Annotated in this window: 12 protein-coding genes; 1 reads left to right on the forward strand and 11 read right to left on the reverse strand. The window is 72.0% G+C overall.

The annotated features are described in order from the left end of the window. Positions 1–182: 182 nt before the first annotated feature. Positions 183–1,646: a peptide MFS transporter gene (locus E9228_RS02495; RefSeq protein ID WP_166779006.1), complete on the reverse strand. Its 1,464-nt coding sequence runs from the start codon at positions 1,644–1,646 to the stop codon at positions 183–185. Positions 1,647–1,879: 233 nt separating this feature from the next. Here E9228_RS02495 and E9228_RS02500 point away from each other — a divergent pair, with 233 nt between their 5' ends. Next, positions 1,880–4,024 carry an acyl-CoA dehydrogenase family protein gene (locus E9228_RS02500; RefSeq protein ID WP_166779007.1) on the forward strand — a complete coding sequence of 715 codons (2,145 nt, stop codon included), beginning with the start codon at positions 1,880–1,882 and terminating at the stop codon, positions 4,022–4,024. 37 nt (positions 4,025–4,061) lie between these two features. Here the strand turns inward: E9228_RS02500 and csrA are convergent, their stop codons facing one another. Genes csrA through E9228_RS02550 form a run of 10 tightly spaced genes read right to left on the reverse strand, consistent with a single transcriptional unit; the run spans position 4,062 to position 12,538 of the window. Then, the gene (csrA, locus tag E9228_RS02505; RefSeq protein ID WP_111044175.1) at positions 4,062–4,313 is read right to left on the reverse strand and encodes a carbon storage regulator CsrA; all 252 of its coding nucleotides are present in this window, start codon (positions 4,311–4,313) and stop codon (positions 4,062–4,064) included. A gap of 18 nt (positions 4,314–4,331) precedes the next feature. Continuing rightward, positions 4,332–5,285: a hypothetical protein gene (locus tag E9228_RS02510; RefSeq protein ID WP_166779008.1), complete on the reverse strand. Its 954-nt coding sequence runs from the start codon at positions 5,283–5,285 to the stop codon at positions 4,332–4,334. After that, the gene (locus tag E9228_RS02515; RefSeq protein WP_166779009.1) at positions 5,260–7,314 is read right to left on the reverse strand and encodes a flagellar biosynthesis protein FlhA; all 2,055 of its coding nucleotides are present in this window, start codon (positions 7,312–7,314) and stop codon (positions 5,260–5,262) included. The genes E9228_RS02510 and E9228_RS02515 overlap by 26 nt, the downstream gene beginning before the upstream one ends. After that, positions 7,311–8,510 (reverse strand): EscU/YscU/HrcU family type III secretion system export apparatus switch protein, encoded by a 1,200-nt coding sequence (locus tag E9228_RS02520; protein ID WP_166779010.1) that lies wholly within the window; start codon positions 8,508–8,510, stop codon positions 7,311–7,313. Before E9228_RS02520 ends, E9228_RS02515 begins: the two co-directional genes overlap by 4 nt. Before the next feature lie 4 nt (positions 8,511–8,514). Beyond that, a complete protein-coding gene (locus E9228_RS02525; RefSeq protein ID WP_166779011.1) occupies positions 8,515–9,276 on the reverse strand; it encodes a flagellar biosynthetic protein FliR in 762 nt (253 codons plus the stop codon). Then, positions 9,276–9,551 (reverse strand): flagellar biosynthetic protein FliQ, encoded by a 276-nt coding sequence (locus E9228_RS02530; RefSeq protein WP_110902510.1) that lies wholly within the window; start codon positions 9,549–9,551, stop codon positions 9,276–9,278. The genes E9228_RS02525 and E9228_RS02530 overlap by 1 nt, the downstream gene beginning before the upstream one ends. A 24-nt stretch (positions 9,552–9,575) precedes the next feature. After that, positions 9,576–10,403: a flagellar type III secretion system pore protein FliP gene (gene fliP, locus E9228_RS02535; RefSeq protein WP_166779012.1), complete on the reverse strand. Its 828-nt coding sequence runs from the start codon at positions 10,401–10,403 to the stop codon at positions 9,576–9,578. Then, positions 10,400–10,942, reverse strand: a complete 543-nt coding sequence (locus tag E9228_RS02540; RefSeq protein WP_166779013.1) for a flagellar biosynthetic protein FliO — start codon at positions 10,940–10,942, stop codon at positions 10,400–10,402. The genes fliP and E9228_RS02540 overlap by 4 nt, the downstream gene beginning before the upstream one ends. A 4-nt stretch (positions 10,943–10,946) precedes the next feature. Continuing rightward, the gene (gene fliN, locus E9228_RS02545; protein WP_166779014.1) at positions 10,947–11,660 is read right to left on the reverse strand and encodes a flagellar motor switch protein FliN; all 714 of its coding nucleotides are present in this window, start codon (positions 11,658–11,660) and stop codon (positions 10,947–10,949) included. Next, positions 11,657–12,538: a FliM/FliN family flagellar motor switch protein gene (locus tag E9228_RS02550; RefSeq protein ID WP_166779015.1), complete on the reverse strand. Its 882-nt coding sequence runs from the start codon at positions 12,536–12,538 to the stop codon at positions 11,657–11,659. The genes fliN and E9228_RS02550 overlap by 4 nt, the downstream gene beginning before the upstream one ends. Between the last annotated feature and the right edge of the window lie 8 nt (positions 12,539–12,546).

Consider the following 12,546-nt stretch of genomic DNA (forward strand, 5'->3'; position numbering starts at 1 on the left):
GCGGCGAAGGCCAGGCACGTGCCGAACCCGCCGAGGACGCCGATGCCGATGATGATGCCTGCGATGAGCTCGAGCATGGGGGTGACTCCTCGTGATCCGGTGCTGTTCAGCTGACCACAAGGCTACCGGACCGTGCCTGTCCGACGTGCGGTGGCGCGCGCTCGGTGCACGGTGACGCGCCGCTAGCGGATGCCCCGCATGAGTCGCAGCACGGGTCGGGCGAGGACGAGCAGGACGACGCCCACCGCGACGGCGACCAGGCCGAGCACCGTGAAGTACGGCGCCTCGTGGCGCGGGTCGTAGTACCGGGAGAGCACGCCGGTCATCGCCGTGCCGAGCGACACCGACAGGAAGAACAGCGCCACCATCTGCGTCTGGAACTTCGGCGGCGCGAGCTTCGTGGCGACGGACTGCCCGGTCGGCGACAGCAGCAGTTCCGCGACCGTGAACACGAGCAGGATGCCGACGAGGGCCAGCAGCGGAGTGCCGTTCTGCCCGGTGCCGACGAACGGCAGGAAGAGCAGGAACGCCACGCCCATGATCCCGGTGCCGAGTCCGAACTTCGTCGGGGTGGACGGTTGGCGGTCGCCGAGGCGGGTCCAGATGGCTGCGAAGACGCCGGACAGCACGATGATCATGATCGGGTTGATCGACTGCACCCACGACACCGGCATCGAGAAGCCGAACAGGTCGCGGTCCAGGCGCTGGTCGGCGTAGACCGTCACGACCGTGAACTGCTGCTGGTACAGCGACCAGAACACCGCGCTGCCGATGAAGAGCGGGATGAACGCGAACACCCGCGAGCGTTCGTCGGCGCTCAGGCCGCTCGACAGGATCACGACGAAGTAGGCGATCGTCGCGACGACCACCACGGCGACCACGGCGACCGGCAGCGTGGCGACGTTCAGCACCCCGGTGAGCACGGCCATCGCGACGACGACGAGTCCGACGACCGCCACGACGACGGCCAGCGGCCGACGGGACCGCGGCAGCGGGTTCGTGACGTGCTGCACCGCGTCGGGCAGGTTCCGGCGGCGGATCGCGTACTGCACGAGTCCGGCGGCCATGCCGACCGCGGCCAGCCCGAAGCCGTAGTGGAAGCCGAGCGTCGACTGCAGCAGCCCCGTGAGCAGCGGCCCGGCGAACGCACCGAGGTTCACGCCGAGGTAGTACAGCGAGAAGCCGGCATCGCGCCGCGGGTCGTCGCGGGAGTAGAGCGAGCCGACGATCGTCGTCGCGGTCGCCTTGAGCCCGCCGGACCCGAGCGCGATGAGGACGAGGCCGACCCCGATGCCCCCGACCCCGGGGAGCAGTGCGAGCGCGATGTGCCCGAGCATCACAACGACGGCGCTGCCGAACAGCGTGCGGTCGGCCCCGACCAGGCGATCGGCGATCCACGCGCCGAGGATGGTGAAGAGGTACACGGCACCGCCGTAGGCGCCCATGATGCCGTTCGCCACCCCCTGGTCGATGCCCAGGCCGCCCCGCGAGAGCGAGTAGTACATGTAGAGCAGGACGATGCCCTGCATCCCGTAGAAGGAGAAGCGCTCCCAGAGCTCGACGGCGAAGGGCGTGGACAGCTCGAACGGCTGCCCGAAGAAGGTGCGCCCGCTGCCGCGCCGGTCTGGCTTCGTGGTGCTCGACATGCCGGCCAGTGTGCCCCCGGGACGAGGGTCGTGCCGAATCGCCACCAGGGTCCCGACGGATGCCCCGGGCGGGTCTTGGAGGGTTCCCACGAACGCCGTCGCACCGCCGGCCGGACCGGTTGTCGCCCTCGGACGGCTGTCATGCCATCCGCAACACGGGTGCCTACGCTGGTCCGGTCGGACCGACGTCGCAGTGACGTGGTCCGTCCACCGCGCAGTCCAGGAGGCACCCGATGGTCGACACCGCACCAGTCCGCAGCAGCACCGACCGCCGTGCGAGCAGCACCGGCCCCGCCGCACCCGGCGCACCGGACTCCGGCAGCGCGCCGAAGGCCGACGCCACGGGTGACCCGGCAGCCGGTACGCCGACCGGCAGCACGGACACGGACGTCCGCATCGACGTCGACCTGCTCGCCGAGCACCTGCTCGGTCGCTGGGCCGAGGACCGCCGGATCTCGCGTCGCCTGGCCGGGGACCCCGCGCTCCACAAGATCGAGGGCCAGCCGATCGCCGAGCACCGCGCCCGGGTCTTCGACCAGCTCCGCATCCTGGTCGACGCCGGCGCGATCCAGCGTCCCTACCCGGCCGAGTTCGGCGGCCAGGACAACCACGGCGGCAACCTGGCGGCGTTCGAGGAGCTCACCGTCGCCGACCCGTCGCTGCAGATCAAGGCCGGCGTGCAGTGGGGGCTCTTCGCGTCCGCCGTGCACCACCTGGGCACCGAGCGGAACCACCGCGAGTTCCTGCCCGGCATCATCGCCTTCGACGTCCCCGGCTGCTTCGCCATGACCGAGACCGGCCACGGTTCGGACGTGCAGAACATCGCGACGAGCGCGACCTACGACCCGGAGACGCAGGAGTTCGTCGTGCACACGCCCTTCCGCGGCGCGTGGAAGGACTACATCGGCAACGCCGCCCTGCACGGCAAGGCCGCGGTCGTGTTCGCCAAGCTCGTCACGCAGGGCGTCGACCACGGCGTGCACGCGTTCTACGTCCCGCTGCGCGACGACGACGGCTTCCTGCCCGGTGTCGGCGGCGAGGACGACGGCGTCAAGGGCGGCCTCAACGGCATCGACAACGGACGGCTGTGGTTCGACCACGTCCGGATCCCCCGCACGAACCTGCTCAACCGCTACGGCGACGTCGCCGAGGACGGCACGTACTCCTCGCCCATCGAGTCCCCCGGCCGTCGGTTCTTCACGATGCTCGGCACCCTCGTGCAGGGTCGGGTGTCGCTCGACGGAGCCGCGGTCGTCGCGCAGAAGGTCGGGCTGCAGATCGCCCTGACGTACGCGATGCAGCGTCGGCAGTTCCCGACCGGCGACGGGCAGGAGGGCGTCCTGCTGGACTACGGCCGCCACCAGCGCCGCCTGATCCCGCGTCTGGCGACCGTGTTCGCGCAGTCCTTCGCCCACGAGAAGCTGCTGCAGACCTTCGACGACGTGTTCAGCGGGCGTGCCGACACCCCGGAGCGCCGCGAGGACCTCGAGACCCAGGCGGCGGCGTTCAAGTCGATGTCGACCTGGTCGGCACTCGACACGCTGCAGGAGTGCCGTGAGGCGACCGGCGGCGCCGGGTTCCTCGCCGAGAACCGGATCACGAGCCTCCGGTCCGACCTGGACGTCTACGTGACGTTCGAGGGCGACAACACGGTCCTGCTGCAGCTCGTCGGCAAGCGGCTGCTCACCGACTTCCGGAAGGCCGCGCCGCGTGACGCCGTGTCCACCGCGAAGTTCGTCGCGACCCAGGTGGGGTCGAAGCTCGCGGACGCCACGGGTCTCCGTCGGCTCGGCCAGACCGTGTCGGACCGCGGCTCGCTCGCGGCCTCGGTCGCCGACCTGCAGGACGCCGGCACGCAGCGTGCGCTGCTGGCCGGGCGCGTCGAGACCATGGTGACCGAGATCGGGATGCGACTGCGGACCGCCGGCAAGGACCGTGCCCGTGCCGCCGTGCTCCTCAACCGGTCGCAGCACGAGCTCATCGAGGCGTCGAAGGCGCACGCGGAACTCATGCAGTGGGACGCCTTCACCGACGCGATCGCGGACGTCCCGCCGGGCGACACCCGCACGGTGCTCGTCTGGCTGCGGGACCTGTTCGCCCTCGGGCTGGTCGAGCAGCACCTCGACTGGCACCTGCTGCACGGTCGCCTCTCGGCGCAGCGAGCCCGGGCGGTGTCGGCGTACGTCGACCGGCTCGTGGCCCGCATCCGCCCGGTCGTCCCGCAGCTCATCGAGTCCTTCGGGTACGAGCCGGCGCACGTCCGCTCCCCCATCGCGGCCGGTGCCGAGCAGGCCCGACAGGACGAGGCCCGTGCCTGGTACGCCGCCGAGCGTGCCGCGGGTCGGCTGCCGGAGCAGGAGAAGAAGCCCCGCCCGTAGGCGCGCGCCGGACAGCCGGACGGCGCCCTGCCGCGCCTCAGTCGGCGGCGGGGGGCCGCGGGGCGCCGAGGGCGGCGCGCAGGCGGGCCTCGGCGTCGTCGTCGGCTCCGGCAGCGGCGGCGACGTTCGCCTCGGCCACGGCCCGGACGACCTCTTCGCGCTGGATCTTCACACCGCGCGGGGCATCGATCCCGATGCGCACGCCGTCACCGCGGGAGTCGAGCACCGTGATGACGATGTCGTCACCGATGAGGATCCGCTCGCCGACCTTCCGCGTGAGTACCAGCACCGGACCAGCCTATCCCGGTCAGAGCGTGCGGACCGGGACCCCGAGCAGGCGGACCGTGTCCGGGGTGCCGGTCTCCTCGGCGCCGATCGCGAGCACCCCGGCGATCGGGACCCCGACCTCGACCACGGCGGTCAGCATCGCGACGGCGTCCTCGTGCTTCCGGCCGACGTCGACGACGACCCACACCTGGTCCGGCGCGAGCGACGCGGTGGTCGCCACGTCGGTCCACGCGGCGACGGCGAGCAGTGCCACGCCGTCCCGGACCGCGTCGGCGCGGGCGAGGATCCCGCTCCGTCGGTCCGAGGCGGCCGTGGCGCGGAGGGCGTGCCGGTTCGCGAAGACCCCGGCGGCAGCGTCCACGTCGGTGGCCCGGCCGACGAGCAGGACCAGGTCGCCGTCCGCGGAACGGACGGCCGGGGCGGGCGGCGGCGCGGCCGGCGCGCCGGAGGCCGCGCCGGCGGCTCCGGGGGCGACCAGCTCGGCACGGAGGTCGGCCCACGGGTCGGGCTCCGGGCCTCCCGGCAGGCTGGTCACGGACGCGACGGCGCCGTCGGTCGCGGACGGGAGGCCCGGCTCGGCCGTCGTTGGTCGGGCGCCGGTCCGGCGCGGCGGGGCCAGCCCGTCCGACGCGAAGCCGTCCAGCACCGACGCGAAGGCGTCTGCCCGGGTCGTGGCGGTGCCGTCGGACTCGGCGATGCGGGACTCGGCCGCCTCGGCGTCGGCGAGGAGCGCCGCGATCCCGACCCGCTTGGCCGGCGAGGACGCGATGGCGACGCGCGCGGTCGGCGGGTCGAGCGGGTCGGGGACCTCGACGACGGCCTCGACGTGCGCCTTCCGGAACAGCCCCGCGACGCCACCGGTGGTGACGCGTTCGGCCGAGACGATGCGCGCGCCGGGGCCGAACTCGGCGAGGACGCCGGCGCGGACCTCGTCGAGCGTGGCGCCGCTACGCTGCGATCGGATCGGCGGCACGGACCACTCCCACGGTCTCGATGGTGGAGCCCGCGGCGGTGGCCTCCTGGTACGACAGCACCGGCAGGCCGTTCGCCTGCGCGGACACCATGCGGTGCACGGCCGGGCGGAGCTGCGGCGCACACACCAGCACGGCAGACAGTCCCTGGTCCTCGACGGCGCGGACCGAGTCGCGGACCGAACCGAGGACCTGCTCGATGCGGTGCGCGTCGAGCAGGATCTGGCTGCCCTGCTCGGACGGTCGGAGTCCCTCGAGCATCGCCTGCTCGAGCACCGGGTCGATCATGATCACGCGGAGCACCGTGCCGTCGAGGTGCCGGGCGGCGAGCACCGGGCCGAGCGCGGCACGTGCCGACTCGACGAGACCCTCGGGGTCGGTGGAGACCTTCGCGCGGAGGGTCAGCGCCTCGCAGATCCGGCCGAGGTCGTTGATCGGAACCCGCTCGGCGAGCAGCCCCTGCAGGACGCGCTGCAGCTCGGCCATCGAGAGCATGCCCGGGACGAGCTCCTCGACGGCCGCGGGGTTGACCTGCTTGACCCCCTCGGTCAGGACCTTGACGTCCTCGCGGGTGAGCAGGCGCGCGGCGTTGTCGCCGATGACGGCCTGCAGGTGGGTGACGAGCACGGACACCCGGTCGATCACGGTCGCGCCGGTCATCTCCGCGGCGTGCCGGAGCTCGGCGGGGATCCACTTGCCCGCCAGGCCGAACACGGGCTCGACGGTCGGGTCGCCGGGCAGGCCGTCGAGCTGCTCGCCGAGGGCCAGGACGCTCCGGGCCGGCGCGGTGCCCCGGCCCGCCTCGACCCCGGCGATCCGGATGGCGTACGTCGCGGGCGGCAGGTCGATGCTGTCGCGGGTGCGGACCGGCGGGACCACGACGCCCATGTCGATCGCGATCTTCCGGCGGAGGGCCCGGACCCGGCCGAGCAGGTCGTCGGAGGCGCCGGACACCATGTCGACGAGATCGGGTGCGAGCAGGATCTCGAGCGCGTGCACCCGCATCTGCTCGAGGAGGTCCTCGGGGGTGTCGCTCGCGGGCGCGGCCGCCGCGATGGCCTGCTGCTCGGCGGCCGACGCCGCGGCGCGCTTGGCGTTCTGCCCGATCCGCCACCCGGTGAAGAGCAGGGTCGCGCCGATGAGCAGGAACGGCAGGATCGGCATGCCGGGGATGAACCCCATCGCGATCGCGGCCGCGCCGGCGATGATCAGCGCGGTACGGGACTGCGACAGCTGGTCGGACGCCGACGTGCCGATGTCGGACTCGGCGCCGGAGCGGGTGACGATCATGCCGGTCGACACGGCCATCAGGAGCGCCGGGATCTGGGACACGAGGCCGTCACCGATGGTGAGGATGCCGTAGTGCGACAGCGCGTCCGTGATCGACATGCCGTTCTGCAGCATGCCGATGGCGATGCCACCGACCAGGTTGATGACGAGGATCAGGATGCCGGCGATCGCGTCGCCCTTGACGAACTTCGACGCACCGTCCATGGCGCCGTAGAAGTCCGCCTCGGCGGACACCGCCGCGCGACGCTCCTTGGCCTGGACGTCCGTGATGAGCCCGGCGTTGAGGTCGGCGTCGATCGCCATCTGCTTGCCCGGCATCGCGTCGAGGGTGAAGCGTGCGCCGACCTCGGCGACGCGCTCGGCGCCCTTCGTGACGACGACGAACTGGATCACCACGAGGATGAGGAAGATCACCGCGCCGATGATGACCGATCCCGCGACGGCGACGTGCCCGAACGCCTGGATGACGTCGCCCGCGAACCCCTGCGCGAGCACGAGACGGGTCGAGGCGACGTTGAGCCCGAGCCGGAACAACGTCGCGACGAGCAGCAGCGACGGGAACACCGAGAAGTCGAGGGGCTTCTTGACGAACAGCGTCGTGAGCAGGATCACCAGCGCCAGCAGGATGTTGCAGATGATGAGCACGTCCAGCAGGAACGGCGGCACCGGCAGGATCAGCAGCAGGATGATGCCGACGATGAGCACCGGGACGGCGAACTTCGGCAGGTCGGCGCGCTTCATGCGGGGAGGGCCTCTCCGGGAGTGTTGTCGGTGACGGGACGCGGGGTCCGGAGCTTCCGGGGGCGGACGTCGCCGCTGAGCGTGGTCGGGTCGAGCACGGTGGCGACCTCCTCCGGGGTGGTGGGACGGGGCGGGGTGTGCGTGCCGGCGGTGGCCCCGCGGGCGGCGAGCGTCATGACGAAGGACAGGACACGGGCGACGGGCGTGTAGAGGTCGACCGGGATCTCCTGGCCGAGCTCGCACGCCGCGTGCAGCGCACGGGTGAGCGGGATGTCCTGCACCATCGGCACGCGTTCCTCGGTGGCCTTCTGCCGGATGGCTTCCGCGACCGGACCGGCCCCCTTCGCGACGACCCGGGGCGCGGACTTCCCGGCCTCGTACCGGATCGCGACGGCGTAGTGCGTCGGGTTGGTCATCACGACGTCGGCGGTCCCGATCGCGGCGATCATCCGGTTGCGGCTGGCGGCGAGCTGTCGGGAACGGCGCTGCGACTTCACGAGCGGGTCGCCCTCGGCCTGCTTGTTCTCGTCCTTGACCTCGCGCTTGGTCATCATCGTGCGCTTGCGGTTCCGGCGGACGACCACGAACACGTCGAGGGCGGCGAGGACCAGCCCGGCGGCGATCGCGGCCCGGAGCAGGGTGCCCGCGCCGGCTCCGGCGGCCTCGAGGACGCTCGTCAGCGGCAGGGACCCGCTCGACATGAGGACGGGGACGAGTCCCTGGACGGCGAACCAGAGCACCAGTCCGACGACCGCGGTCTTCAGCAGGGCCTTCAGCCCGTTCCAGAGCGCCTGGGTGCCGAACACCCGCTTGACGCCGGCCACCGGGTCGAAGTGGTCCGGCTCGGGGGTCAGCTTCTTGATGTGGACCCCGCCCTGCGCGACCGCGACGGCGAGCACCGCGACCGCGACCACCCCGAGCATCGGGCCGACCGTGCTACCGATCGAGGCGAGGGCGTCGTCGAGCACGTGCCGCATGGTGCCGATGCTCGGGTCCGCGATGACGAGCGTCACCGCGTGGAGCTGCTGCTGCCCGGCGGACGAGGCGTGCCCGATGGTCGACGGGATCATCAGCGCGGCGACGGCGATGCCGATCCAGGCGCTGAGGTCCTGTGACCGGCCGAGCTGGCCCTTCCGGTGGACCTCGCGCATCCGCTTCTGCGATGCCTGTTCGGAGCGTTCTCCGCTGTCCGACACGTCGTCACCCCCTGCCCGTGATGGCCTGGACGGCGTCGCCGGTGAGCGAGGACACCACGCTCGGCAGCGCCATGAAGAGCGCGCCGGCGAACAGGACGGTGAGGCCGATCTTGATCGGGAAGCCCATCTGGAACGCGTTGAGCGCGGGGGCGACGCGGGTCAGCAGGCCGAGTCCGACGTCGGCGAGGAACAGGACGACGACGAGCGGCCCGGCGATCTGCAGCGCGGCCAGGAACATCTGCCCGAACGCGGCGATGAGCATCGGGGCGACGCCGTCGACCGGGAACCGACCGCCCACGAGCGGGACACCGTCGAACGAGCGGACCAGGCCGCCGATGATGAGCTGGTAGCCGCCCGAGGCGAAGAGCAGCGCGAGCGACGCCATCTGGAACAGCCGGGTGAACTGGGCACCGTTCACCTGGGACTGCGGGTCGTACGCCTGCGCGAGCGTGAACCCGCCGAACAGGTCCACGAGGGCGCCCGCGGACTGCACGGCGGCGAACACGAGGTACACCATGAAGCCCAGCACCAGGCCGACGAGCAGCTGCGTGACCAGGGCGACGAGGAACGCGGCCGTGTCGAGCTGCTCGTACCCGGCGGTCACCTTCGGGGCCACGCCGATCGCGAGGCCCAGCCCGAGGATCACCTTCACCACACCGGGGAACGCCTTGTAGGAGAACGGCGGGGCGACGACGAAGAACGCGACGAGCCGGACCCCGGCGAGCATCGTGCCCTCGAGTCGGGCGGCGTCGACGACGAGGTCCATCAGCCGCTCCCGAGCAGCTTCGGGATCATGTCGAACGCCACGTGCGTGAACGCGATCATCTCGGAGATCATCCAGTTGCCGCAGACGACCAGGGCGATGGCGACGGCCAGGGCCTTCGGCACGAACGAGAGCGTGACCTCCTGGATCTGCGTCACGGACTGGAACAGCGAGATCGCGAACCCGACGACGAGCGAGGTGATGAGCACGGGGGCGGCGAGCTTGCCGGCGACGAGGAGCGCCTGGAGGGTGAGGTCGATGACCGCCTGCTGGTTCACGCGTGCCTCCCGGACGTGGTGCGGCTAGACAACGTGGTAGCTCTCGATGAGCGAGGTGATGATGAGCCCCCAGCCGTCGACCAGCACGAACAGCAGGATCTTGAACGGCAGCGAGATCATCACCGGCGGGAGCATCATCATGCCCATCGACATCAGCGCCGCGGAGACGACGAGGTCGATGACGAGGAACGGGATGAAGATGACGAACCCGATGATGAACGCGCTGCGGAGCTCGGAGATGATGAACGCCGGGATGACGGTGGTCATCGGCACGTCGCTCATGTGCTTGGGGTTCGCCTGACCGGCGGCCCGGGTGATGAGGGCGACGTCCTCGTCACGGGTCTGGTGCAGCATGAACGTCCGGAGCGGCTTGGTGCCGATCTCGACGGCCTGCTGGAAGTCGAGGTGCCCGGCCAGGTACGGCTGCAGGGCGTCGTCGTTGACGTGCCCGATGACCGGTGCCATCACGAACAGCGACAGGAACAGGGCGAGTCCGGCGATCACCTGGTTCGGCGGGATCGACTGCAGACCGAGCGCGTTCCGGGTCATCGCGAGGACGACGAAGATCTTCGTGAACGACGTCATCATGAGCAGCAGCGCCGGGGCGACGCTGAGCAGGGTGATCCCGATGAGCGTGACGACGGCCGAGGACGGCGTGCCGTCGGGGCCGTTGACGTCGACGCTGAAGCCACCGGTCGACGGTGTCGGCGGGGCGGTCGGCGCCGCCGGAGCGGTGGGCTGGACGACCCCGGCAGCGTGCGCGCCGGTCGTGGTGAGCATGAGGAACCCCGCGACGACGGTCACGCCGAGCAGGACGAGCAGCAGGAGCCGACCCGTGCGGGCCGCGCTCACCCGGTCCGCCGGGAGCGGAGCGCCGACGCCGCCTGACGCCAGGTGTCCACGGACAGGACGGAACCCTGCAGCTGCGCGGCGGTCGGGACGACCGAGGCGGTGCGGGGCGCGGCACGTCGTCCGCGCGGTCGCAGCGGCAGGGTGTCGTCGGTCACGGCAGCGGCGGTGTCGGACGGGAGGCTCGCTCCGGCCCCGTCCTGCCGGTCCAGTTCCGCACGGAACGCGTCCGCCGTCGGCAGCGCGACCGGACCCGTCACGATCGTGAGCTCCGGCGCGGGCGCCTGGCCGCTCGTGAGGAGGGTCACGCCGTGCTCGGCCACGCCGAGGACGAGCCGCTCCCCGTCGACGTCCACCACGACCACGCTCGCCTTGCCGCCGATGCCCTGACGGGCGACGACCTCGAGCGACGCCGAACGGCGTCCCCGGGTCCGTCCCGCGCCGAACTGCCCCTTCTGCATGCGTCGGTGCAGCACCCACATGAGGGCGAGCACCACGCCGAGGGAGAGCGCGACGCGGAGCGCGATGACGAGCGTGTCCACCGGGTCAGACCGTCTCGGCGACGTCGAGGATCTTGGTGATGCGGACGGCGTAGTCCTGGTCGACGACGACGACCTCGCCGTGGGCGATGAGCCGGCCGTTGAGGAGCACGTCGGCGGGGGCGCCTGCCGACCGGTCGAGCTCGACGACGGCGCCGGGCTCCATGCCGAGCACGTCACGCACGGACATCCGGGTGCGGCCGATCTCGACGGTGAGGGTCATCTCGACGCTGTTGATGCGGCCGAGGTTGCCGGCGGACGGCACCGGTGCGGCCACGATCGGCTCGGCGACGGTGCCGTTCTCGCGGATCCGGATCGCCACCCAGCCCATCGGCTGCCCAGCGGCGGTCAGGGCGAACACCACGGCCTCCGGGTCGGCGACGAGCGCGACGGCGGAGTCGCGGCGGCCCTCGCCGAGCACACCCGCACCGAGGGGTGCGACGGCGGCCTCGAGCGACGGACGGAGGACGTCGGCGACGGAGACGAGACCGGAGTCGACGCCGCCCGCGGCCGTGATGGCGGTGAGGTCGAGCAGCACCACGGCGAGGTCCGCGGAGACGCCACCGACGAACGAGGCGACCACGGCGTCCGCGGCACGTGCCTGCAGGTCGGGCGTCGGGCCTCCCGGCTGCACGACGGCGACGAGCGGGACGGCGGTGGGCAGCGCGTTCGCGAGCGCCTCGGCGGCGGTCGTGTGCAGCGTGGAGGTGACGACGGTCATGCGGACGGCTCCGATGCGGTGGTGGTGACGACGACGCCCGCGAGCCGCGAGCCGTTCGCGCCGACGGCGGCGGTGCCGACGGGCTCACCGTCGACGGAGATGGTGAGCGGGCGGTGCTGCGGGTGCGGCAGGGGCAGGACGTCGCCGACGGTGAGGCCGAGGACCTGTGCCGGCAGCACGGTCGCGGGTGCGAAGCGGAGCGAGACGCCGACCGGCACGGCGGCGAGCTGTGCGTCGAGCAGTGCCTTCGCGTCGGCGGTCGAGACGTCGGCGGGTCGGTCGACGAGCTGCGGCAGGACGGCCTCGGCGGGAAGCGCGAGGGTCCCGGCGGCGAGGCGCTCCCCCACCCGGATGCCGAAGGAGGCGACGATCATCAGGTCGGACTTCTGCGCGGCCTGAGCGAACTGGCTGTTGAACTGGAACGCCCCCGCGGTGACCGTCTGGTCGAGCAGCCCGCCGAGCGAGTACCGGAGGTCGTCGAGCGCGTCCTCGACCAGCCGGCGCACCAGGGCCTGCTCGATCGGGGTGAAGGTGCGCTCGGGTGTCGGCAGCGGCTTCGAGGCGCCGAGCGAGTGCGACACCCAGGCGAGGGCGGCGTCGAGCGGGACCTGCAGGACCCCCTTGGCCGGGACGCCCTCGATGGGCAGCAGGACCATGCCGGTGAGGGCCGGAAGGGATGCGGCGTACTCGTCGTAGGTCATCATCGCGACCTGGTCGCACGTGACCTGGCTGAGCACACGCACCTTGGCGGTCAACTGCGTGCCCCACTGCCGGGCGAACGTCTCGAAGGCGAGCTCGAGGACCCGGGCGTGCTCACGCGCGAGCGTCGACGGACGCGCGAAGTCGTACACCTCGGGCGCGGTCAGGGTCTCGGTCACGAGTCGTA

This window comes from Curtobacterium salicis, from assembly GCF_011759505.1.
Taxonomy (GTDB): Bacteria; Actinomycetota; Actinomycetes; order Actinomycetales; family Microbacteriaceae; genus Curtobacterium; species Curtobacterium salicis.